The following is a 22,495-nucleotide window of genomic DNA, read 5'->3' as shown; positions in this document are numbered from 1 at the left end:
CCTACTGGTCAGCCCCTGCCTGCGTGATACTCTTTCTGCAATCCGCGCCCCGGCCATCGGCTGGCGCGGAACGCAGAAGCGAGGCAAGGGGCAATATGCGCAATTTACGATTTCCGATTCCTCGGCTGTTGGCCGTTATTTTCACCGTGTTCGCGGTGTGGCTGCCGGCTCAATCCAACGCCCAGAATCATGACCGGGACCGCTTGGTGATCGGCATAAGCCAGTTCCCCAGTACGCTACACCCCAGTTTCGACTCCATGCTGGCCAAGGAATATGTAAATGCCATGGCCCGTCGAAAAATCACCGTCTATGACCATGACTGGAAGGTGACCTGCCTGCTCTGCACCGACCTGCCGGATCTCGCAAAAAGGTCCGCACGGTATGAAAAAACGCCGGACGGCAAAGACGGCATGGCGCTGGACTATGCTCTGGACCCGCGCGCGGTTTGGGGCGACGGCACGCCAATCACCACCAAGGATGTATTGTTTACCTGGGACGTCGGACGCCATCCGGAAACCGGCACGGATAGTTCCGAATTGTACCGCCGCATTCTCTCAATCGACGTTCATGACGACCACCGCTTCACTCTCCATATGGACCGGCGGAGCTGCGATTATCAAGGCCTCGCGGATTTCAACCTTCTTCCCGCCCATCTGGAGAGCGGCGTTTTCGAACCCGCCGCCGACTACCGCAAGCGTACTCTGTACGACCGCGACCCGGCCAACCCCGGCCTGTGGTATGGCCCCTACCGGGTGACGCAGGTCAATCCTGGCGCCAGCATCGTTTTGGAGCCGAACCCGCTATGGTGGGGAAAGAAACCCTATTTCAAACAGATCGTCGTCCGCACCATTGAGAACACCGCTGCCCTGGTGGCCAATCTGCTTGCGGGTGACATTGATATGATCGATGGGGCGACAGGCCTATCAATAGATCAGGCACTTTCGTTCGAAAAACGCCATGGTGAGGATTATCAAGTGATCTACAAGCCGGGCCTGATCTATGAACACCTGGATGTCGCGCTGAACAACCCAATCTTGTCGGACGTACGCGTACGCCGTGCCTTACTTCACGGGATCGACCGGCAGGCGATCAGCGAGCGGCTTTTTGCCGGTAAGCAACCTGTCGCCCACGGCCAGACGAACCCGCTTGATTCCGTCTACTACGGAGACGGGCCAAAATACACGTACGACCCGTCAAAGGCCGCGCAAATGTTAGACGAAGCCGGTTGGCCGATGGGTGCCGGGGGTATCCGCCGCAACGCTGACGGCACAGCACTGCAATTCGACCTAATGACAACCGCCGGGAACAAAAGCCGCGAACTGGTCCAACAGGTATTGCAGAGCCAGTGGAAGGAATTGGGGATCGATGTGACGATCCGCAACGAACCCGCGCGCGTCTTTTTCGGTGAAACCGTGTCGAAACGAAAATTCACGGGCCTCGCGATGTTCGCCTGGTTTTCCGCGCCACAGAGCATTCCGCGTTCAACCCTGCATTCCGAGATGATTCCAACGGAAGAGAATGCCTGGGCCGGGCAGAACTATACCGGTTACGCATCGGACAGGATGGACAAGACTCTCGACGACCTGGAACTGGTCTGCGAACCCGAGGCTAACCGGAAACTTTGGGAAGAAATGCAGACACTCTACGCGGAGGACTTGCCGGCGCTGCCGCTCTATTTCCGCGCCAATTCCTATATTCTGCCGACATGGTTGAAAGGCGTTCGCCCCACGGGTCATCAATATCCGAGCACGAACTGGGTGGAAGAATGGACCGTCACGGAATGACGGATGCGAAAGCTGGTCCCCTCTCGGTCGGACGGGAGACAGGCGCATGATCCGCTTCCTGGCGACCCGATTGCTGCAATGCCTGCTCGTGCTGGCAGTCATGTCATTCCTGATTTATGCCTTGATCGGGCTTATGCCCGGCGATCCCATCGACCTGATGATCGCCGCCAACCCGGATTTCACATCGGCGGATGCGGCGCGCCTGAAGGCTTTGTACGGATTGGATCAGCCCCTGCTCAAACGGTACGGCAATTGGCTTACTTCCGCGCTTGGCGGTGATTTCGGGTATTCGCGCCTCTATAGCCAACCGGTTTTGGATGTCATCGGCCCACGCTTGGCCAACACCGCCCTTTTGGTTGGAATTAGCCTCGCGCTTTCCCTGTTGCTGGCCATACCGCTCGGTATCGCCGCGGCGGCACGACCCTATTCGGTGATCGACTATCTAGTGAACTTGTCCTGTTTTGCCGGAATCAGCGCGCCACCCTTCTGGCTGGCCTTGATGGCGATCATGCTTTTTTCTGTCACTCTGGGGTGGTTTCCGGCCGGGGGCCAAGCGCCGCCCGGTGCAAGCATTTGGGAAGGAATACAGCATGCGGTTCTGCCCATCGGTGTCCTGACACTCGCCTCAGTCGGTGGATTTACCCGGTTCATGCGCGCCTCCATGCTTCAAACCCTGCGCCAGGATTTCATCCGCACCGCTTCTGCCAAGGGCATGACGAGGACGCGGGTGATCTATGGGCACGCCTTGCGCAACGCCCTGCTACCGCTTGTGACCGTCATCGCCTTAAGCTTTGGGACCCTGTTTTCCGGCGCCTTGATCACCGAAACAATGTTCGCCTGGCTCGGCATGGGGAAGACGATTTACGACGCGATCCTGGGCAATGATTTTAATCTCGCACTGGTAGGGTTGCTGATGGCAACCGGCATGACCCTGCTGGGCAACGTCTTGGCGGACATATCCTATGTCGCGCTCGATCCAAGGCTCGATTTTCGGGCGGAGGAACCCTAGGCGATGCCAAACGACACAGCGAACCCGACTCAGACCGCGTTAGAACGGGCACGATCCCCAAGCGGCCAATCCCCGATGCGCCGCAGGATCAGGCGGTTTCTGGATCATCGGCTGGCGCTGCTCAGCGGCTTGGTATTGGCATTCCTGTGCGGCCTTGCTCTCTGCGCGCCCTTGATCGCTGACATGCTGGGCACGGACGGGGTAACCGCGGACTTGTTTAACCGACTGGCGCCTTCATCCGCGAGCAACCCCCTGGGCACGGACGAAGCCGGCAGAGACGTCTTGGTAAGGCTGTTATACGGCGGCAGGGTTTCCCTCGCCGTGGCGCTGGTCACGGCCATCATCACCGCGGTGATCGGCGCGGCGGTCGGTCTTGCGGCAGGCTATTTCGGCGGCCCGCTGGATTCCCTGCTAATGCGCCTGACCGATGGCGTCATCGCCCTGCCCTTGTTGCCCCTGTTGATCGTGCTGGCGGCGGTTGACCTCACAAAACTAGGTTTTACGCCAGAAACCGCATCCGGCCAGAACGCCAACCTGTACCGGATTGTGGTCATCATTGCGCTGGTCGGCTGGACCACCGTGGCACGGCTTGTCCGGGCCGAGGCCCTCAGCCTGCGACGCCGCGATTTCGTGAGGGCCGCAATTGCCCAAGGGGCCGGCCCCGCCCGCATTCTATTCGTTCACATCCTACCCAATTGCGCATCCCCCCTTGTCGTCGCGACCACCTTGTCCATCGGCAATATCATTCTGTTCGAGTCAGTACTCAGCTTCCTGGGCCTGGGCATTCAACCGCCGACTCCAAGTTGGGGAAATATGCTGACCAACGCCCAAGATATCATCTGGGACAGTCCCTTGTTGGCGATATGGCCCGGCACGTTGATTTTCGTGACCGTCATCGCCTTCAATTTCCTGGGGGACGGCTTGCAGGACGCCTTGGACCCAAAAGCACTGAGCAATCGCTAGATAATCGCTCACAAGCCACTGGACCGAATTCTTCAATTTTAGTTGACTTTCAACCGGTTAACCTTGGTTTTTCTTGAATTCTATTGGGCGAAGCACTACATTTTGTAGAGAGCTGTAGTGTGTTTCCCGTCACTGAGCTGAAATCGATATTGTCTTAGTATCCGGCTCAGTCGCGGTAATTAGTTAGGAAAACTCCTTAGATTCAAGCGGTTAGGGTTCTTAGCATTGTTGGGCTAAAAGACGACCGTAGAAGGTTTTGGAATGGCTGACTTAGGAGGCATCACCGGACTGTTGAGCGCTGTTGTGCAGCGAAGCGTTGAAGTACAGCAAAACGCGATCAACAACGATGCCGAGGAAAATCGGACAACGACCCAAACTGCGGGGACGACCGAGTCCGCCGGGGCCGGTACTACGTCCGCTTCCGCGACGGTAGGCGAAGGCTTAGCGTTTCAGCCGATTGAATCCACGAGAACCGACCAGTCAGCGAATTCAGACGTCAACGGGTCTTCCGGACGGGTAATTCAAGATCAGGTATCGATCAGCGCTGAAGCCCGCACCGCATTCGAACAAGCGCAGGCCGGTCGGTCAGGGTCCAGAACGCCCGCCGAGGCTCTTCAGGAAGAGGCTACGAACCCGGCGCAGAACTTGGCATTCCGAAGCGATGCGGCTACGGATGCGGCGACGATCGATGGACCGGACCAAGTTGCGGCCGCCGCCGAACGCGGCCAGACAAATCAAGCGGAAACCAACGAAGGCGATACCGGCGTGGTTGTTGGGAATACGGATGTAACTGCCTTTTCCGCACAAACGCGCGAACTGGGTCAACTGGTCGACCAATTCGCCTGATCCGTTCGTTTTCAAGCCCCCTCGAAAGTCCCGCTTTGAGCCGTCCTTCGGCCCAACATCCGACTTCTTCCGCTGTGACGCCTACCTTCTTCAAAAAGACTGCAAGTATATTTTTATGAATTTATGCCGGACTGAAATAAATACCTCCGTACCGATTTATCGTTAGAGAGACGACAGCAATAATAACGACACCGCACATTAATAACTGGACAGTTTATTCAAAGGAAATTTAGGGATACACTACGGCTTCTTTCCTTGGATACGACAAACAGAGCCGCCGAATGGCCACAGATGATGAAGTAAAAGCCAACCGGCAGAGCGATGACGACCCGGTGGATCCGCCCCTGTCTGACTCCGGTGACAGCAACACCGGGCTTAACCGGCTATTCGGCGCGAAAAAGGGCGCCGCGAAGAAGGCCGAAACGCCTGAAGAAACCCTACCCGACACCGCCAAACCTGATGGGCTAAGCCCCAAAGAGCCTGCCGAAGGCCTCAATGCCGCCCCCGCCGCAATAAGCGCATCCGCTGACGCTGAAGAACTATTGCCGGAACTCGGCGGTGTGACGTTGGAAAAATCCGAAGGATCCGGCGGGCAGATGCCCAAGCCGGCACCGGCAGACAGGACGGACGGGAAAGCCGAGGACATTCATCTTCGTGGCAACCTTCTCGAAACGCCGACCGAAGCCGCCGACAAAGATGCCGGAACTGGCGAGCGCGACATGCTGAGCAATGCTGGCGCAGGCACCCAAACGAAGGATCCGATCGCAGCGCGAAAAGTGGAACCGCCGCCCGTTCCGGTAGAGGAGGAACGGCGGGACGGTGGGGACCGGCGGCATGAAGAACGCGCCGGAGCCGACCGAAGGGGCTTGGCCGACAACTGGTCGGTGCGGCCTTCACGCCAGAACAACGATGACCCTTTGCTGGGATGCCTAACCATCCTGTGCACCCTGTTAGATCGCCCAATCTCATCAGATGCGCTTACCGCCGGGCTTCCCCTGGATGACGGTCACCTGACGCCCGACCTGTTCCAACGGGCGGCTGAACGCGCGGGCATCGCGTCACGCCTCGTAAAACGCAAGCTCGAGGACATATCCCAAATGTCCCTGCCCTGTGTTGTCTTGCTGCAAGGCAAGCGGGCCGCCGTGATCACCAAGATCAAGGGGCGTGAAAAAGTAACAATCGTCCTCCCTGAAATGGGGGCCGGTGCTCGGGAAATTCCATTTTCGGAACTCCATCAGGAATATGACGGGTATACGATTTTCGCGCGCCCGGAATTCCAGTTCGACACACGCGCCGTCGACCTGCACCAAAAGAACCCGAAAGGATGGTTCTGGGGCACGATCATGTCTTCCTGGACGCTTTATGTGGAAGTCATGATCGCCGCGATGCTGATCAATCTGTTCGCCATTGCCAGCCCGCTCTTCACCATGAACGTCTATGACCGCGTTGTTCCCAACTTCGCGGAGGAAACCTTGTGGGTCCTCGCTTTCGGGGTCACCACGGTCTTCGTCTTCGACTTCATCTTGAAACTGTTGCGGGCCTATTTGGTCGATAGCGCCGGGAAGGCCGCCGACACAAAAATCGCCGCGCGCCTGTTCCAACAAATGCTTGGCATGAAAATGGCCCACCGCCCGCCTTCCGCAGGGGCGCTCGCAAACCAGATGCGCGAATTCGAGTCGATCCGGGAGTTCTTTACGTCTTCGACCCTCGTTGCGTTAATCGATCTTCCCTTCATCTTCATGTTTGTCGCTATCATTTACGTTATCGGTGGTCCGGTCGCGATCGTGCCGGCCGTGATGGTCGCGATCGTGATTCCGATCGGCATGCTGATGCAAATTCCCATGAAGAAGATCGTGCAGGAAACGTTTCGTGAAGCGCAGCAGAAACACGCTATCCTGATTGAAGCGATTTCAGGGATTGAGACGATCAAGTCCACCGCCTCGGAAGGCAGGATGCAGCGTAGTTGGGAACTGTTCGTAAACCGCACCGCACGGTCGGCGATGCGGGCGACGCGCTGGTCGCAGATTGCGATGAACTTCTCCGGCTTCGCAATGCAGATGGTGACCGTTCTAGTCATCATCGTCGGTGTGTACCTGATTCAAGAAGGCGAAATGACTGTAGGGGCGCTCGTCGCCTGTACGATCCTGTCGGGGCGCGCGATGGCCCCGCTTGGGCAGATCGCCGCCATTGCCACGAGGTTCCATCAGGCTCGCAATTCGCTTTCCGCCTTGGACGGCATGATGCAGACGCCGGTGGAGCGCCCTGAGGGACGCAGTTTCGTCAACCGACAGAAATTTAGTGGCCAGATCGAGTTCAAGGATGTCGGATTCTCCTACCCGGAAGCCAAGACCAGTGCGCTTCAGAAAGTCTCCTTCAAGATCGAGGCGGGCGAAAAAGTCGGCATTATCGGCCGAATAGGGTCCGGCAAAAGTACCGTCGAACGTTTGATCATGGGCCTGTATGACCCAACCGAAGGGTCGGTCTTGGTCGACGGCACGGATACGCGGCAGATCGACCCCGCCGATCTGCGCCGCAGCATCGGCGTCGTGCCACAGGATAACTACCTGTTCTTCGGCACGGTAAAAGAAAACATCGCTTTGGGGGCTCCCTTTGCGGACGATGAAATGATCCTCCGCGCCGCACGGATCTCCGGGGTCGATGAGTTCACCAGTCGCCACCCCTTGGGCTTGGACATGCCGGTCGGCGAACGGGGGCAATCTCTCTCCGGCGGTCAACGGCAAGCCATTTCAATCGCCCGCGCCCTATTGCTGAACCCGCCGATCATGATGCTAGACGAACCGACCAGTTCCATGGACAACACGACGGAAGGCCGTTTCAAACAGCGTATGCAGTCGATGCTGGCCGGTAAAACCCTGGTTTTGGTAACTCATCGCGGATCACTGCTGACGCTGGTCGACCGCTTGATCGTCATGGATGGTGGCCTGCTGGTGGCGGACGGCCCCAAGGACCAGGTTATGGAAGCGCTGGCCAGCGGCCGCATCCAAACCGCGAAGACTTGATAGGATCACGGTAATGGCTGGACTCGGCGGCAGTTGGGACGATGACCTCTTTGAGGATGAAGGGCGCAAGGGCGCGAAGAGCGCAAGCCGCGTTGCCCATATCATGCTGTTTACCATCGCGCTTTTCTTTGTTGCCTTCATAACCTGGGCCTACAACGCCACATTGGACGAAGTGACCCGCGGCGAAGGCCGTATCATCCCTTCAAGCCAAACCCAAATCATCCAGCATCTGGAAGGTGGGATCGTTTCCGAAATCCTGGTGCGGGAAGGCCAGATAGTCCTGCAGGGCGACCCCTTGATGCGCATCGAAAACCGTGTCGCCGAGGCGGATTTGGCCGAAAAGCGAAAGCAATATGTGAACCTGTTGGCAACCGCAGCCCGGCTTGAAGCGGAAGCCGTGGGGGCGGAAACGATCGAATTCCCGCAGGATGTGGTAACCCGCGCGCCCGAACTGGCCACCGCGGAACAACGGCTGTTTGAACGGCGGACGAACCAGTTGGAACAACAGGTCCAGATCCTGCGCGAACAAACCGCCCAGAAACGCCAAGAATTGCAGGAAATCAGCACCCGCCGTAAGCAAGCGGAAAACCAGCTCGCCCTCGCCGATCAGGAATACAAGCTGCTCAAGCCATTGGTTGATCAGGGCGTTTCCGCGAAAATCGACCTGATCCGGTTGCAGCAGAAGATGGAAGACCTGCGATCGCAAGTCCAAACAGCCAAGAATGCGGTCCCACGCCTGCAATCAGTCCTGAACGAAGCGCGGCAGCGTATCGAGGAAAAGACGTCCTCCTTCCGAACCGAAGCGCAGCAGGAGCTGAACAATACCAGGGTCGAAGCCTCACGCCTGTACGAAGACATCTCCGCCGGAATCGACCGGGCGACGCGGACGGAAGTGCGCTCCCCCGTCAAAGGAACGGTCAACAAACTGCTGATCAACACGATTGGCGGGGTGGTTCGGCCCGGTGACGAGCTGTTGGAAATTGTGCCGTTGGAAGACGCGTTGCTGGTTGAAGCACGTATCAAGCCGTCGGACCGTGCCCAGCTGTTCCCCGGTCTTAAGGCCGTCGTGAAACTAACCGCCTACGACTTCTCCATCTGGGGCGGCTTGGACGCGGAACTGATCGACATCAGCGCGGATACGATTACTGACGAGCAAGGCGAAACCTTCTATCGTATTCGTCTACGCACCGACGACACGAGCCTTGCCCCAGACAAGCCCATTACGACGGGGATGACCGCTTCGGTTGATATCCTGACTGGGGAAAAGACCGTTCTGCAATACCTGCTGAAACCGATATTGAAAGCACAGCAGAACGCCTTGCGCGAGCGCTGAGAACAGCCCAACCTGTCGTCAGAGCAATACGTTTCGGAACGGGGGACGAACGAGCATGACGGATCAATTGGGCGCATTCGTGGACCATTGCGACATCCAGATTGAAGGGGCCGTGGACGGGCCGTTGGCGCAAACGACCTTCGCGGTGAAGGATCTTTACCACATCGCGGGAACGAAGGCGGGCTGTGGAAATCCGGATTGGCTGGATTCGCATGACGAAGATGAGGAAACGGCCCCCGTCATTCACAAACTTCTTGCGGCGGGCGGAACCCTGGTCGGCAAGACCCATACCGATGAAATCGCCTATTCCTTGAACGGCGAAAACCATTTCTACGGCACACCGGTAAACGTCAACGCGAAAGGCCGCATCCCCGGCGGATCAAGCAGCGGGTCCGCGGCTGCCGTGGCCGGCGCGCTTTGCGACTATGCGCTGGGGACCGATACGGGCGGGTCGGTTCGCCTTCCCGCCAGCTATTGCGGCATTTTTGGCATCAGACCGACCCATGGACGTATTCCATTGCAGGGCCTGATGGCGCTTGCGCGGAGTTTCGACACAATTGGATGGTTTGCACGCGATCCGGCGGTTTTGGAAATCGTCGGCAAGGTCCTGTTTGACGACTGGTCCGGTCCGGCCCCACTACAACAAACATTGGTACCCGTAGACGCCTGGGCTTTGGCCGACCCGGCTGTTCAGGATGTGCTGCGCCCGATCGCCGAACGCCTGCGTCACCTTACCCCGATCGTACATGAAATCACTCTGGTCCCCGAAGGGATCGGCTCCTGGTCCCCCTTGTTTCGAGTCATTCAGGGATGGGAAATATGGCAGGAGCATCGCGCCTGGGTGGAAGCCGAAAACCCAACTTTCGGACCCGGCATTGCTGAACGGATGAAATGGGTCCCAACGATCAGCGACGCTGACAAGGCGGAGGCGGACGCCGGACGCGCCAAAGTGATCGACCGGCTGAATACGATCCTTCAACCAGGCACGATCATGGTTCTGCCGACATCCCCCGGCATCGCGCCTGAGATTGGCCAACCGGCGGAGAGCCTGGAATCCTTCCGTTACCGCGCCCTGCAGCTAACCGGCATCGGAAGTCTGGGCAAGGTGCCCCAGATAAACATTCCCGTCGGCCAGGTGGATGGCTGCCCGGTCGGCCTATCGCTGATGGCGGGGCCCGGAGGCGACGAGTTGTTGCTGGATATAGCGGGCAAGCTTGCGGGCGTAGCCCAGAATGGGGTCGCGCCACTCTTGGTCTGATCGACAGAATTGCCGGTACTCAGCCGCCTTCATATTTCAGAAGACTGGTAAACGGGATGTTGATCTTGTCCCGGCCTTTCAAGTCGGTCAGTTCGATGATGCAGACTGCGCCGCGGACATCCCCGCCCATTTGTTTGCAAAGAGCAGCCGAGGCCGCGAGCGTGCCACCGGTCGCCAGCAAATCATCAAGGATCACGATCCTTTGGCCTGACTCGATCGCATCCTTTTGGATCTCTATCGTGTCGGTGCCGTATTCCAAGCCGTATTCATAGTGGACCACCTCACCCGGCAATTTGCCCTTCTTCCGGACCATGACGAAGCCTAGTCCCAATTCCAACGCCAGGGGCGCGGCCGTCAGAAATCCACGGGACTCGATGCCCACCAAGACGTCCGGCTGCATATCGTCCACCGCGTCGGCCAAACGGCGAACACAGGCGCGCCACGCCCTGGGATGCGCCAAGAGAGTGGAGATATCGTAAAACTCTATCCCCGGTTTCGGGAAATCGGGAACTGTGCGAATGTGTTGTTTCAAATCCATGGTATTCCGATCCCCTGCTAACATGGCATAGTCTGCCGAACGGTTGATCCTAGACAGCTGCGCCGTGACGGGCAACGCGACATAGTTTATGACTAGTATCGGGGGTTTTATGCGGATTTGGGGCCGCGGGAAAAGGAACTTCCGCAGGGGATATTGGTGAGCGAAACGCATTGGACAGGCAGGGACGGTCACGGGCACAAGTCTGGCTCGATTGAACTGCGCGACATAGCGGGCAAGCCCGTTCTGGCGTTGTCCGGCGTTTGGTCGGTTCCGACCGCTGCGGCATTGAGCCGGCAGATCGCGGACCTGTCCCTGCCGTCGCAGGGCCAGGTCGGCATCGACCTTACGCAAGTCTCCGTTATGGACACATCGGGGGCCTGGCTGATCCACGGCTTGATGGTCGACCTGAAGAAGAATGGCGCCGCCCCCACATTAGAAAACCTAAAAGAACAGCATGCGCCCCTGATGCATCTGGTAGAAGGCGCGGTCGCGAACCCGGACGAGTCGATCCATTCCAAGTCTACAAGCCCCCTTCGACTGCTGGAAATTACCGGTGAAGCAACCATCGCCGCCCTTTCGAAAGGGCGTGAGTTGACCAACTTCGTCGGCATGCTGACGGTTTCATTTCTTCGGGCTGTCAAAAGCCCTTCTCGGCTACGACCGATTTCCATTGTCAACCAGCTGGAATTGACCGGCCTGCGCGCCATTCCGATCATTGGACTGCTCTCTTTCCTGATCGGCGTCACCTTGGCTTATCTGATGGCGGACCAGTTCCGGGCTTACGGATTGGACGTTTTCACTGTCAACGTACTCGGTATTTTCGTCCTGCGCGAAGCCGGCGTCCTGATCACTGCGATCGTGATCGCAGGCCGTTCCGGTTCTGCCTTCACGGCCGAAATCGGTACGATGAAGGTGAATGAGGAATTGGACGCCCTACGCACCCTGGGCCTGGACCCCGTCGAAGTATTGGTGCTGCCGCGGGTTCTGGCGCTGGTTATCACGCTGCCTTTTCTCGCCTTCTGGGCCGACCTGATGGGATTGCTGGGCGGCGGTATGATGACCATGCTGGTTCTCGACATGACGCCTCTACAATTCGTCCAGCAATTGAAGGAGGCAGTGAACCTGAAGACCTTTATGGTCGGTTTGGTGAAGGCCCCGGTGCATGCTTATATCATCGCCGTGGTTGGCTGCTTCGAAGGGTTCAAAGTTCAACGCAGCGCCGAGAGTGTCGGCAAACAGACCACGACCTCAGTCGTCGAAGCCATCTTCCTGGTGATCGTGGCGACAGCGGCCTTTTCGGTCATGTTCTCCGTTCTCGGAATTTAGGGGGCAGGATGACGGAAGCAGCACCCCCTCCCGGACTTACAGTTGAGGCCAAACGGTCCGATGAAGCAGTCATCCGCATCAGGGGACTTCGCACCCAATTCGGCCCGCAGATTATCCACGACAACCTCGATCTGGATGTGACCAAGGGCGAAGTGCTTGGTGTTGTCGGCGGTTCGGGAACGGGTAAATCCGTTCTGCTGCGTACGATTGTCGGCCTGCAACGCCCAACCGCCGGCAGTATCGAGCTTTTAGGCGCGGATGTCCTGTCTCTGACCGATCAGGCAAAGGAAGCTTTACGGACACGGACCGGCGTTCTTTTCCAGGACGGAGCGCTCTTCTCTTCCCTCACCGTTGCGGAAAACATCCAGGTGCCCATGCGCGAGCACACGGACCTGCCGCAGGAGTTGATGGACGAATTGGCGGAATTGAAGATTGCCATGGTAGGGTTACCGCCCGACGCCGCCGGTAAGTATCCGAGTGAGCTTTCAGGCGGGATGCGCAAGCGCGCTGGGTTGGCGCGCGCGCTATCCCTCGACCCGGAAATCGTCTTCCTGGACGAGCCGACGGCCGGACTGGACCCGATCGGCGCTGCGGCCTTCGACCAGTTGATCCTGTCCCTGCAAAAGAGCTTGGGTTTGACGGTTTTCATGGTCACCCATGACTTGGACAGCCTGGCGGCCATCTGCGACCGGATCGCCGCCCTTATAGACAAGAAGGTGCGTGTTGCTACCATGGCGGAACATTTGCGCGACGACGACCCGTGGCTGCACGAATATTTCCACGGACCAAGGGCGCGCGCGGCGTTGGATGCCAAGGCATCCCGTGTTTCCGCATGAGGGAGCGTGGATCATGACAGAAAAGGGAACGCCGCAAATGTGCTGGGGAGAGACAGGCTAGATGGAAACCCGGGCGAGTTACACAATTGTCGGCGCTTTCGTGCTGGCTTTCATGGTCGGCATCGTGTTGGCGATCGTCTGGCTGGCCGATGTAGAATTCGACACTGAGAACCAGCGCTATCACATCTACTTCGACGGCACGGTGACCGGCCTGAAGACCGGCAACCCTGTTCGCTACCGGGGCATACCAGTGGGTGTCGTAACCCAGATGGAGATCAATCCCGACAATGTGGAGCAGGTCCGCGTCACGATTGAAGTAGGCTCCGATACGCCGATCAAGGAAGACGCCTCCGCCAGCCTTGAATTCCAGGGACTGACAGGTGTGGCTTTCGTGCAGCTTTCGGGCGGGACGAACGACGCGCCGACCTTGCGATCCAAACCGGGAGAGAAATACCCGGTCATCCCGTCGACACCGTCGCAGCTAGAAGAATTGTTCGAGAAAGCGCCCGAATTATTGAACCGTTTTATCGGGCTGGTCGACCGAGCGAACGGAATCTTGAGCACTGAGAACCAACGCAGCATCACGCAGATACTGACCAACCTGACGGGATTCACCGGCGCTTTGGCAAACAGTTCCGACGATATTCAGCGGCTGCTGAAAGAAGGCGGCAACACATTGACGCAAGTCCAGGCTACCGCGAAAGAGGCGGAAACACTGATTGGCGCTTTCGCAGAGCGCAGCGAGTCCATAGCTGCTCTGGCGGAAAAGACTTTGATCGATGTTGATGCGCTGGTGGTCGAATCGGAGACCCTCGTCAGCACCGGGATCCCGGTTCTAGAACAGACTGGCCGAACGATGGAGAGAGCCGAGGGGTTGGTGAATGACCTTCGTCCGCATGTCGGGCCCTTGGCTGAATCAGCGACAATTTCGATGGGCGAATTCAACAAAATCGCCGGGGACCTTCGGTTCGCAGCCCGGAATATCGGCAATGCCGCAAAAGAGGCTGCTGAACTTATCGACAACAATGAAGACTCGCTGTCCGAATTCTCGAATAGCGGTCTGTATGAATTTACCCAATTGATCGCGGAATCTCGCATCCTGGTTCAAGTTCTGACGCGAATTTCAAATGAATTGGAACGGGATCCGGCGCGTTTCCTTTTCGGCGATCAGTCGGAAGGTTTCCAGGCGCAATGATACCGGCCTCAAGGTCGAGAACCTTTAGGTTGGTGGGGAGAGTGATATGAGCAAGGCAGGGATTTTCGAGACCGGCGGTCGGCCGCGAAACGAAAGCCACCCAACCCGCAGACAAGGTTTCGGGCGTGCCATTGTCGTCTGCTGCGCCTTGGCAGTTTTGGTGGCGGGATGTGCGCTGAAGCTTCCGGGATCGGGCGCGCCGCCACGCATTTTCGTCCTTTCCCCGAAAAGTACTTTCGACAAGAACCTGCCAGTAGTTGATTGGCAATTGCTGATAGATTCACCGATCGCCGCGGCCGGACTCAATTCCTCCCGTATCGCTCTGCGCCAAAGCCAGATCGAACTTCAGTATTTCGCCAATGCCGCCTGGACCGACGCTGCCCCAAAGATGGTCCAGCGTCTGTTGATTGAATCTTTTGAGAATTCGGAAAAAATCGTTTCGGTCGGGCGTCAGGCGGTCGGCCTGCGTGCCGATTTCATTTTGGCGACGGAACTGCGAGAATTTCAGGCGGAATATGAAGGCAAGGCAGAGGGCGAGCCGCCGGACGTCCGCACCCGCATCAATGCCAAGCTGGTCAAAATGCCTGAAAGAACCATTGTCGCATCGATCACCTACGATTATTTGATCCCCTCCGAAGGCACGGAAATGGTGGCAATCGTAAAAGCTTTCGATTTGGCCCTCGGCAAAACCCTGAAGCGCATAGTCGGTTGGGCCATCACCGAAGGCGCGAAATTCCACGACGAGTAGGAGATCGCGGGAACACATAGGCAACCCGCGTAAGGAGCAGCCTTTCATGTCGCACGTGTTTCACCGGTCCTCGAAGGGCACGCTGCCCGTCGCCGCCAAGGGTGACGGGGTCTATATCCTCGACACCAACGGAAAACGTTATCTCGATGCTTCCGGCGGCGCGGCCGTGTCCTGCCTGGGGCACAGCCATCCCAAAGTCGTTCAGGCGATCAAGGACCAAGTTGATCAACTGGCTTACGCCCACACCGGTTTCTTCACAAATCAAGCGTTGGAAGAACTTAGCGATCACTTGATTGCCCGCGCACCTGGAGATTTGCAGTACGTCTATATGGTCTCCGGCGGGTCGGAAGCCATGGAAGCAGCCCTGAAATTGGGCCGGCAGTATTTCATCGAAAAGGGCGAACCCGAGCGCCGCCATTTCATTGCACGGCGGCAGAGTTATCACGGGAACACGTTGGGCGCCTTGGCAATCGGCGGTAATATGTGGCGGCGCGAACAGTTCAGCCCAATCCTGATCGATTCCAACTATGTCCCGCCATGCTATGCCTATCGGGACCAGCGCCCGGATGAGACACCGGAGGAATATGGCCTGCGTATCGCCGATGAGTTGGACGAGCGCATCCGCCAATTGGGACCGGAAACCGTCATTGGATTCGTTGCTGAGACCGTGGTCGGCGCCACCGCGGGCGCCTTGGCCCCAACGGAGGGCTACCTGAAGCGGATCCGTGAAATCTGCGATCGGCACGGCATATTGTTGATCCTGGACGAAGTGATGTGCGGCATGGGGCGCACCGGTACGCTTTTCGCCTGCGAACAAGACGGCGTCGCCCCCGACATTGCTGCAATTGCCAAGGGGCTGGGAGGCGGGTACCAACCCATTGGTGCCATGTTATGCACCGGCGAAATCTACGACACCATCCGGAACGGATCAGGTTTCTTCCAACACGGGCATACTTATATGGGGCATCCGACCGCTTGTGCGGCGGCGTTGGCCGTGCAGAAGGTTATCGATGAAGAGAACCTTCTGGAGAATGTCCGTCAAAAAGGCGCCAAGCTCTTCGATGCGCTGACCGCCCGCTTCGGCAACCACCCATTTGTCGGCGACATCCGCGGCCGTGGCCTGTTCCAGGCGCTGGAGATCGTCGCGGACCGGGGAACGAAGGATCCCATCGAGCCGGCGGTTCAGATCCATGCCAAGATAAAAAAACACGCCATGGACCTTGGTTTAATGTGTTATCCGGGCGGCGGCACCATCGACGGCAAGCGCGGCAACCATATTCTGCTCGCACCGCCATTCATAGTTGAAGACAGCCATGTAGAAGAAATCGTTGGTAAATTGGACGATGCAATGAAAGCCGCTTTCGCGGAGGCCGGTCTCTCCAGTTGAAGTAGCCCAACGGGTCGAACTTCCATCCTCCATGACGGCTGCCGACGGCTTACGGAATAAAGTGTCGCAACAAGGGGCGCCCCGGCATTGACGGCCTGCTTATGAGCAGTTCATAGTTCGTGCATACAATAATACGCCCGGAATCAATAACACCGGCAGAACAGTGGAGTGGTTCTTTGGGAGCATACAATCCCAAATCACTGTGGATTTATGCATCGCGCATTATCCCGGTCCCAGTCACCATTTGCAGTGCCCCAACCGCAATAAGTCGGGGCAACGGGGATAGACTCCGCTCTCAACCGGCGCGCCTATGCAAGCCCCGTTTCGCGGCAAATCGGCGCGATCCAATGTCAAGGTTACACCGGACAGCCGTTCAATTCGGCTGTTCGCCAAAGTTCAGTCGGCTTCCCGGCCGACCGACCAGCCGCATCGGCATATAGCCGTAACCGGCTACCAGCATTTCTGAACGAGAAAGGGAGTACCAAAATGCTAAAGAGATTCGGAGCAATCGGAGCGGCGGCTGCCGTCGCGCTGACGCTCGGCGCGGTTTCCAATTCGGAAGCAGCAGAACAACAATTCATCTCAATCGGCACCGGCGGCGTCACCGGGGTGTATTACCCGACAGGCGGCGCGATTTGCCGTCTGGTGAACCGTGGACGCAAAGAGCATGGTATCCGTTGCTCGGTCGAGTCGACCGGTGGTTCGGTCTACAACATCAACACCATTCGCGCCGGCGAGCTTGAATTCGGTGTCGCCCAATCCGACTGGCAGTACCACGCGTATCACGGTTCTTCGAAATTCGAAGACCAGGGTCCGTTCAAGGAACTCCGCGCAGTCTTTTCGGTTCACCCGGAACCGATCAGCATCGTCGCCAGCAAAGAGTCCGGCATCAAAAGCATCGACGACCTTGTCGGCAAACGCGTCAACATCGGCAACCCGGGTTCCGGCACCGAAGCGACCTGGAACGTTATTTGGGGTGCAATGGGTCACACGAATGACGACTTGGCCTTGGCGTCGCAGTTGAAGTCGGCCGAAACGCCGGCGGCACTTTGCGATAACAAGATCGATGCTTTCTTCTGGGCTGTTGGCAACCCCGCAGCGCTGAACACCGAAGCGGCGACAACTTGCGACGTCGTCTTCGCGTCGGTGGATAATGCGGCGACCAAGAAACTGATCGCTGACAATCCGTTCTACGCACCGGCCACCATCCCCGGCGGCATGTATCGCGGCAACCCGGACGATATCCCGACATTCGGTGTCGGCGCCACCTTCGTGACGTCCGCGAACGTTCCGGAAGAAGTCGTCTATGTCGTCGCGAAAGCGGTGATGGAAAACCTGGACGACTTCCGGAAACTGCATCCGGCATTCGCCCATCTGGACGCAAAGGCGATGGTCAAAAACGGCTTGTCCGCCCCGCTGCATCCGGGCGCGGCAAAAGCCTACAAAGAACTCGGCTTAATGTAAGACGGTTCTAAAGGTCTCCCGGGAAGGTGCTGTTGTTGTGCCTTCCCGGTTTTCCTTCCGCCAACAGTCAGTTTCCAGGCGCTAATCCAAGAATATTTGTTCGTACCTTTTCAAAACACCTCGATCTTCCGTACTGAACGCAATAGGGGACCTTCATGAGTGATACCGGCCAAGCATCCGGCAAGGGTGCCAGCAATATCGATCTCGAAGATCTCGTAGCCTCTACCGATACCGGGGCGCGCGATCCAAAGGGTCCCGTGGGATTGATGTTGGCGATCGTGGCCTTTTCCTGGTCGGTTTTCCACATCTATACGGCATCGAGCGTTCCTTATGTCCTAAGCGGACTTACGGACATCAAGTTCTTTACCGATGTCATCCCATTTGCTCGTCAGATCCATCTAGCGGTAGCTCTGTTCCTTGCCGCCATGGCCTATCCGCTCTTTGCGTCGTCGCCGCGGCACTCAGTGCCCTGGTACGATTGGATCCTGGGGCTCGCCGGCGCCGCATGCTGCCTTTACATGTTTGTCTTCTACGAAGGGATATCGAACCGCGCTGGTCTGCCGACGGTGACCGACTTGGTGGTTTCCACGATCGGCATGGTGGTCATGATGATCGCCACCTATCGAGCCCTTGGTTTCCCCTTGTTGATCGTGGCCAGTGTTTTCCTGACTTATGTCTTCTTTGGCGATCAGCCTTTCATTCCGGAAGTCGTCCAGTGGAAGGGCGCTTCCTATGGCAAGGCACTCTGGCATTTTTGGATGCAGGAAGAAGGTGTATTCGGCATTGCGCTGAATGTGTCTGCGTCACTGGTCTTCCTGTTCGTTCTGTTCGGGTCTTTGCTGGACAAGGCAGGCGCGGGTAATTGGTTCATCAAGATCGCCTTTGCCCTTATGGGCCATCTGCGCGGCGGCCCGGCCAAAGCGGCCGTCGTGTCGTCGGCCATGACCGGGTTGATTTCGGGCTCGTCGATCGCCAACACGGTCACGACCGGCACGTTCACCATCCCCCTGATGAAGCGTGTGGGTTTCAAACCGGAAGCCGCCGGCGCGGTCGAGGTCGCGTCTTCCGTGAACGGTCAGATCATGCCGCCTGTCATGGGGGCCGCCGCCTTCCTGATGGTCGAATATGTCGGCGTATCCTATCTGGATGTCGTGAAGCACGCTTTCCTGCCGGCAACGATCAGCTATATCGCGCTGCTCTATATCGTCCACCTCGAAGCCCTGAAAGCCGGTATGCAAGGTCTCCCGAGACCTGGCCCGGCCCAAACGGTGCTGCGCCGCCTTACAGGTGTGCTTGGCGGTTTCGTGGGCTTCGCGGCGCTTTGCGCAATCATGTATTACGGGCTGGGCTGGACGAAGGATGTCTTCGGCGATGCCACGATTTATGCGGTTTCCGTATTGTTCGTCATCACCTATGTCGCGCTTCTTTCCGTCGCCGCGAAGTATCCCGACTTGGAAATCGACGACCCCAATTCCGAAGTCACGGAATTGCCGGAAACGAAACCCACCGCCATGGCGGGCCTTTACTATCTGATCCCGATCATTGTCTTGATCTGGTGCCTGATGGTCGAACATCTGTCGCCTGCCCTGTCCGCCTTCTGGGCGACGATGGGCATGGTCTTCATCATGTTCACGCAACATCCCCTGAAATCCTTCTTCAGGCAGGAAGGCGCGCTGGATAGCGAGTTCCGCCGGGGTGTTCGCGATTTCGTGGATGGCATGATCGCCGGCGCACGAAACATGATCGGCATTGCGGTCGCAACCGGCGCCGCAGGGATCGTTGTTGGCACCATCTCCCTCACGGGGGCACATCAGGTTGTCGGCGATTTCATTGAATTCCTATCTGGTGGCAGTTTGATCCTGATGCTGGTGTTGGTTGCCGTGTTCAGTCTGATCCTGGGCATGGGCCTGCCGACAACGGCAAACTACATCGTCGTCTCGTCCCTGATGGCTTTCGTCGTGGTCGATGTTGGCGCGCAGAACGGGTTGATCGTGCCGTTGATCGCAGTTCACCTGTTCGTGTTTTATTTCGGGATCATGGCCGATGTGACCCCGCCGGTGGGCTTGGCGTCTTTTGCCGCCGCGGCGATATCCGGCGGCGACCCGATCAAGACAGGATTGACCGCGTTTTACTATTCTCTCAGGACAGTGGCGCTGCCGTTCCTGTTCATCTTCAACACAGACTTGCTGTTAATCGACGTCACCATTCTGGAGGCAATCTTCGTCTTCATAACTGCGACGGTCGCCATGATGATATTTGCGGCGGCCACGCAGGGTTATTTCTTTGCCAAGTGTAAGATATGGGAAAGCGTCGTCCTGCTGCTTGTCGCCTTCACCCTGTTCAGGCCCGGATTCTGGCTGGATATGATCGTACCGCCCTATGAAACCTTGGCTGCGGAGAAGGTCTACGAGGTCGCCGAAGGCGTCGACGAAGGTGAGAACATTCGGGTCGTCTTCGAATACGAGAACTTCGATAACGGCAAAATCGAAACCAGGACCGTGGAACTCCCCGTGGGACCACCTGCAAGCGGCGAGGAACGCCTGAAGGAAATTGGCCTTGAACTTCTGCCGGACGGCGACCGCTTGATCGTCGACAATGTCGGCTTCGGGTCCTGGGCGGAAGAACAGAAGATCGATTTCGATTGGGCGATCCTTTCAGTATCGCGTGAGGCCGATCGGGTTGTGAAAGAGGTCTTCTATGTGCCCGCCCTGTTGTTCCTCGCCTTGATCATCATGTTGCAGCGGCGTCGAACCGACGTTCCGGCCTTCTAGAACCGTCGATTGGGGAAACGAAATGTATAAAGACATTCTGCTTGCGGTCGACCTGGTCCATGAATCTTCCTGGCGGAAAGCCTTGCCCGAGAGCGTACATATCGCGCATACCTCCGGCTCACGGATTCACCTGCTGACCGTGGTGCCCGACTTCGGATCTTCGTTGGTGGGTTCCTTCTTCCCGAAAGAACACGCTGCGAAGCTGATGGAACAGATCCGGCAGCAACTGCATGAATTTTCAAAGAAAAACATTCCCGATGACATTCCAGTGCAGCACATCGTCGGCCATGGATCGGCCTATGACGAAATCCTGCATTTTGCCCGGGAAACCAAATCCGACCTGATCGTTATCGGATCACATCGGCCTGAAATGCAGGATTATCTGCTTGGCCCGACCGCCGCAAAGGTCGTCCGCCATGCCAAGTGTTCTGTGCTCGTCGTTCGGGAATAATTGTTCATTGCCCCAGCATTCACTGGGGAGCGCTTCAACCATCCGTAGTCGGCGCATTCGGATCGAATATTGGGGCGTCCGGATCAAGTGGCGCATTGGGATCAAACACGCTTGCGTTAGGGTCCAAGACAGTGCCGATGCCGGGGGCGCCTATTTCGCTGTCGACTTGGGCGTCGTTTGGACTTGGCGCGACCAAACCACCGGAACTGCCGTAAGTGTCCTGTGACGGAAACACCGGTCCGGCCCCTTCCGCGTAGGGTTCAATTCCATCGTTCAGCAGCGTGGCGTACAACAAATCCGTTTGCGAATGGGTACAATCGGCGCAGATTGAGACATCCTCTTCATTGCCCCCCCGAGTCGCGGCCACGATATGTCCATCTGCGGCCACGATGGTGTAACGCCAATTCCCCTGCAGCGCGAAGAAGCCGGGTTCCATCTTCTCAACGAGGATCAACGGTCCGCCCGCAACTTTTCCCTCCTCAGACAAGGTGAAGGTGGGAATGGCCAATGTCGATCCAACAGGAAACCCGCGATCAAAATGATTGATCGGTCCGTCCAGCCCCAAGGCCCGCGCATTCGCGTAGACCACACCGTACCGGTCGCCGATGGCTTCACTGAAAAACGGTGTCGACGTGACCCGGGTCCAATTGCTGTAGCTCCGTGCCAGGATATGGCCGCTCTTACTGAAGCTCAGATTGAGACTTGCGCCTATGCAGGTAAAAGCATCGCGCAACTCGCTTGCCGTCGGCTCGTCCCCACCGGACAAACGCTGAATAACACAGGCATCGTAGTCTGAAGCAGAGATCGACGCGCCGGCGCCCGGGTCTTCATTTGCTGTATCGGTGCCAGTACCGTTTGGCACATAAGCCTGCACAGGGGTCTGGTCACTCGACAAGCCCGACACGGTTCCCCGCCATCCATCATCCGCTAAATAAGCCCTTTCGGCACAGCCGCATAGCAAAGCGAATGCCGCGACAGCGGTGATAACGCGCCATCGACTTGGGTTGGCCTGCCTGCTATTTGCGAAAATACCCATCCACCCAGCCTTTCAGCCTGGATCGCGATTTGACCGCGACTTGAAAATTTTAACGAGTCTACGACGCTTCGGTTGGGGCATCAATAAATCGCGGGATTTACCGGGGACCGGTGTGGCGCCACCCGGCCCAAGCCAGAACGAGCCACCCGGCGATCATCGCTGTACCCCCTATGGGCGTTACCGCCCCCAGCCAACGCAAGCCGGTAAAGGCCATGACATAAAGGCTGCCGCAGAACACAAGAATGCCAACAGCCAACAAGACAGCTGAAATCGTGAACCCGTTACCACGCGTGCCGAACAGACCGATCGCGGCAAGCAGCACGCTATGCCATAATTGATATTCGGCACCCGTCCGCACCCAACCCAAGGCTTCAGGCCCTAGACGGCCGGACAGGCCGTGCGCCGCCCCGGCCCCCATAGCCACAGCACAAGCCCCACTCAATCCGGCCAGAAGGACAGCCCATCTCATCGGCGCCCTCTCCTTTCGACACAAAATGTTGAATCCAGCATTTAACTAGCCATTTATCGGC

At 57.7% G+C, this 22,495-nt stretch carries 18 protein-coding genes; 15 read left to right on the top strand and 3 right to left on the bottom strand.

Features of this window, described 5'->3' with window-relative positions:
- Positions 1-95: 95 nt before the first annotated feature.
- From EOI86_RS00720 to EOI86_RS00690, 7 genes are all read left to right on the top strand, one after another.
- The gene (locus EOI86_RS00720) at positions 96-1,784 is read left to right on the top strand and encodes a peptide ABC transporter substrate-binding protein (RefSeq protein ID WP_127763231.1); all 1,689 of its coding nucleotides are present in this window, start codon (positions 96-98) and stop codon (positions 1,782-1,784) included.
- A gap of 46 nt (positions 1,785-1,830) precedes the next feature.
- Positions 1,831-2,793: an ABC transporter permease gene (locus tag EOI86_RS00715; protein WP_127763230.1), complete on the top strand. Its 963-nt coding sequence runs from the start codon at positions 1,831-1,833 to the stop codon at positions 2,791-2,793.
- Between the two features lie 3 nt (positions 2,794-2,796).
- Positions 2,797-3,756, top strand: a complete 960-nt coding sequence (locus EOI86_RS00710; RefSeq protein ID WP_240035540.1) for an ABC transporter permease — start codon at positions 2,797-2,799, stop codon at positions 3,754-3,756.
- A gap of 261 nt (positions 3,757-4,017) precedes the next feature.
- Positions 4,018-4,602, top strand: a complete 585-nt coding sequence (locus EOI86_RS00705; RefSeq protein ID WP_127763229.1) for a hypothetical protein — start codon at positions 4,018-4,020, stop codon at positions 4,600-4,602.
- Between the two features lie 281 nt (positions 4,603-4,883).
- Entirely contained in the window at positions 4,884-7,622 is a 2,739-nt protein-coding gene (locus EOI86_RS00700; protein WP_205032012.1) for a type I secretion system permease/ATPase, read from the top strand.
- Between the two features lie 13 nt (positions 7,623-7,635).
- The gene (locus EOI86_RS00695; RefSeq protein ID WP_161973638.1) at positions 7,636-8,955 is read left to right on the top strand and encodes an HlyD family type I secretion periplasmic adaptor subunit; all 1,320 of its coding nucleotides are present in this window, start codon (positions 7,636-7,638) and stop codon (positions 8,953-8,955) included.
- 55 nt (positions 8,956-9,010) lie between these two features.
- The gene (locus EOI86_RS00690) at positions 9,011-10,213 is read left to right on the top strand and encodes an amidase (RefSeq protein WP_127763227.1); all 1,203 of its coding nucleotides are present in this window, start codon (positions 9,011-9,013) and stop codon (positions 10,211-10,213) included.
- A 19-nt stretch (positions 10,214-10,232) separates the two neighbouring features.
- Here the strand turns inward: EOI86_RS00690 and EOI86_RS00685 are convergent, their stop codons facing one another.
- Positions 10,233-10,751 (bottom strand): adenine phosphoribosyltransferase, encoded by a 519-nt coding sequence (locus EOI86_RS00685; RefSeq protein ID WP_127763226.1) that lies wholly within the window; start codon positions 10,749-10,751, stop codon positions 10,233-10,235.
- Between the two features lie 156 nt (positions 10,752-10,907).
- On the opposite strand from EOI86_RS00685, the gene EOI86_RS00680 reads away from it, so the two are divergent.
- The 8 genes from EOI86_RS00680 (at position 10,908) to EOI86_RS00645 (ending at position 20,929) form a co-directional block, all read left to right on the top strand.
- Positions 10,908-12,077 (top strand): ABC transporter permease, encoded by a 1,170-nt coding sequence (locus EOI86_RS00680; RefSeq protein WP_161973637.1) that lies wholly within the window; start codon positions 10,908-10,910, stop codon positions 12,075-12,077.
- An 8-nt stretch (positions 12,078-12,085) separates the two neighbouring features.
- Positions 12,086-12,913, top strand: coding sequence for an ABC transporter ATP-binding protein (locus EOI86_RS00675; RefSeq protein WP_127763224.1), 828 nt, complete (start codon positions 12,086-12,088; stop codon positions 12,911-12,913).
- Between the two features lie 61 nt (positions 12,914-12,974).
- Positions 12,975-14,108: an MlaD family protein gene (locus EOI86_RS00670; protein ID WP_127763223.1), complete on the top strand. Its 1,134-nt coding sequence runs from the start codon at positions 12,975-12,977 to the stop codon at positions 14,106-14,108.
- A gap of 46 nt (positions 14,109-14,154) precedes the next feature.
- Complete coding sequence (locus EOI86_RS00665) at positions 14,155-14,856, top strand: ABC-type transport auxiliary lipoprotein family protein (protein WP_127763222.1); 702 nt, start codon at positions 14,155-14,157, stop codon at positions 14,854-14,856.
- A 46-nt stretch (positions 14,857-14,902) separates the two neighbouring features.
- Positions 14,903-16,243 (top strand): aspartate aminotransferase family protein, encoded by a 1,341-nt coding sequence (locus EOI86_RS00660; RefSeq protein WP_127763221.1) that lies wholly within the window; start codon positions 14,903-14,905, stop codon positions 16,241-16,243.
- 486 nt (positions 16,244-16,729) lie between these two features.
- Complete coding sequence (locus EOI86_RS00655) at positions 16,730-17,707, top strand: TAXI family TRAP transporter solute-binding subunit (RefSeq protein ID WP_127763220.1); 978 nt, start codon at positions 16,730-16,732, stop codon at positions 17,705-17,707.
- 155 nt (positions 17,708-17,862) lie between these two features.
- Complete coding sequence (locus tag EOI86_RS00650; RefSeq protein WP_127763219.1) at positions 17,863-20,478, top strand: TRAP transporter permease; 2,616 nt, start codon at positions 17,863-17,865, stop codon at positions 20,476-20,478.
- A gap of 22 nt (positions 20,479-20,500) precedes the next feature.
- Complete coding sequence (locus EOI86_RS00645) at positions 20,501-20,929, top strand: universal stress protein (protein ID WP_127763218.1); 429 nt, start codon at positions 20,501-20,503, stop codon at positions 20,927-20,929.
- 34 nt (positions 20,930-20,963) lie between these two features.
- Here the strand turns inward: EOI86_RS00645 and EOI86_RS00640 are convergent, their stop codons facing one another.
- The gene (locus EOI86_RS00640; protein ID WP_127763217.1) at positions 20,964-21,965 is read right to left on the bottom strand and encodes a hypothetical protein; all 1,002 of its coding nucleotides are present in this window, start codon (positions 21,963-21,965) and stop codon (positions 20,964-20,966) included.
- 97 nt (positions 21,966-22,062) lie between these two features.
- Entirely contained in the window at positions 22,063-22,434 is a 372-nt protein-coding gene (locus EOI86_RS00635; protein ID WP_127763216.1) for a DUF423 domain-containing protein, read from the bottom strand.
- Between the last annotated feature and the right edge of the window lie 61 nt (positions 22,435-22,495).

The organism is Hwanghaeella grinnelliae (assembly GCF_004005845.1).
Classification (GTDB): domain Bacteria; phylum Pseudomonadota; class Alphaproteobacteria; order UBA8366; family Aestuariispiraceae; genus Hwanghaeella; species Hwanghaeella grinnelliae.
The sequence above is the reverse complement of the archived record's forward strand: the minus strand, read 5'-3'. Positions and strand labels throughout refer to the sequence as shown.

What these genes read in the sequence shown, in the direction of transcription:
- EOI86_RS00710 (WP_240035540.1), top strand. Translation starts at nt 2,797, where the DNA reads ATGCCAAACGACACAGCGAACCCGACTCAGACCGCGTTAGAACGGGCA.
- EOI86_RS00655 (WP_127763220.1), top strand. Translation starts at nt 16,730, where the DNA reads ATGCTAAAGAGATTCGGAGCAATCGGAGCGGCGGCTGCCGTCGCGCTG.
- EOI86_RS00715 (WP_127763230.1), top strand. Translation starts at nt 1,831, where the DNA reads ATGATCCGCTTCCTGGCGACCCGATTGCTGCAATGCCTGCTCGTGCTG.
- EOI86_RS00705 (WP_127763229.1), top strand. Translation starts at nt 4,018, where the DNA reads ATGGCTGACTTAGGAGGCATCACCGGACTGTTGAGCGCTGTTGTGCAG.
- EOI86_RS00665 (WP_127763222.1), top strand. Translation starts at nt 14,155, where the DNA reads ATGAGCAAGGCAGGGATTTTCGAGACCGGCGGTCGGCCGCGAAACGAA.
- EOI86_RS00685 (WP_127763226.1), bottom strand. Translation starts at nt 10,751, where the DNA reads ATGGATTTGAAACAACACATTCGCACAGTTCCCGATTTCCCGAAACCG.
- EOI86_RS00660 (WP_127763221.1), top strand. Translation starts at nt 14,903, where the DNA reads ATGTCGCACGTGTTTCACCGGTCCTCGAAGGGCACGCTGCCCGTCGCC.
- EOI86_RS00675 (WP_127763224.1), top strand. Translation starts at nt 12,086, where the DNA reads ATGACGGAAGCAGCACCCCCTCCCGGACTTACAGTTGAGGCCAAACGG.
- EOI86_RS00635 (WP_127763216.1), bottom strand. Translation starts at nt 22,434, where the DNA reads ATGAGATGGGCTGTCCTTCTGGCCGGATTGAGTGGGGCTTGTGCTGTG.
- EOI86_RS00670 (WP_127763223.1), top strand. Translation starts at nt 12,975, where the DNA reads ATGGAAACCCGGGCGAGTTACACAATTGTCGGCGCTTTCGTGCTGGCT.
- EOI86_RS00640 (WP_127763217.1), bottom strand. Translation starts at nt 21,965, where the DNA reads ATGGGTATTTTCGCAAATAGCAGGCAGGCCAACCCAAGTCGATGGCGC.
- EOI86_RS00645 (WP_127763218.1), top strand. Translation starts at nt 20,501, where the DNA reads ATGTATAAAGACATTCTGCTTGCGGTCGACCTGGTCCATGAATCTTCC.
- EOI86_RS00690 (WP_127763227.1), top strand. Translation starts at nt 9,011, where the DNA reads ATGACGGATCAATTGGGCGCATTCGTGGACCATTGCGACATCCAGATT.
- EOI86_RS00650 (WP_127763219.1), top strand. Translation starts at nt 17,863, where the DNA reads ATGAGTGATACCGGCCAAGCATCCGGCAAGGGTGCCAGCAATATCGAT.
- EOI86_RS00695 (WP_161973638.1), top strand. Translation starts at nt 7,636, where the DNA reads ATGGCTGGACTCGGCGGCAGTTGGGACGATGACCTCTTTGAGGATGAA.
- EOI86_RS00700 (WP_205032012.1), top strand. Translation starts at nt 4,884, where the DNA reads ATGGCCACAGATGATGAAGTAAAAGCCAACCGGCAGAGCGATGACGAC.
- EOI86_RS00720 (WP_127763231.1), top strand. Translation starts at nt 96, where the DNA reads ATGCGCAATTTACGATTTCCGATTCCTCGGCTGTTGGCCGTTATTTTC.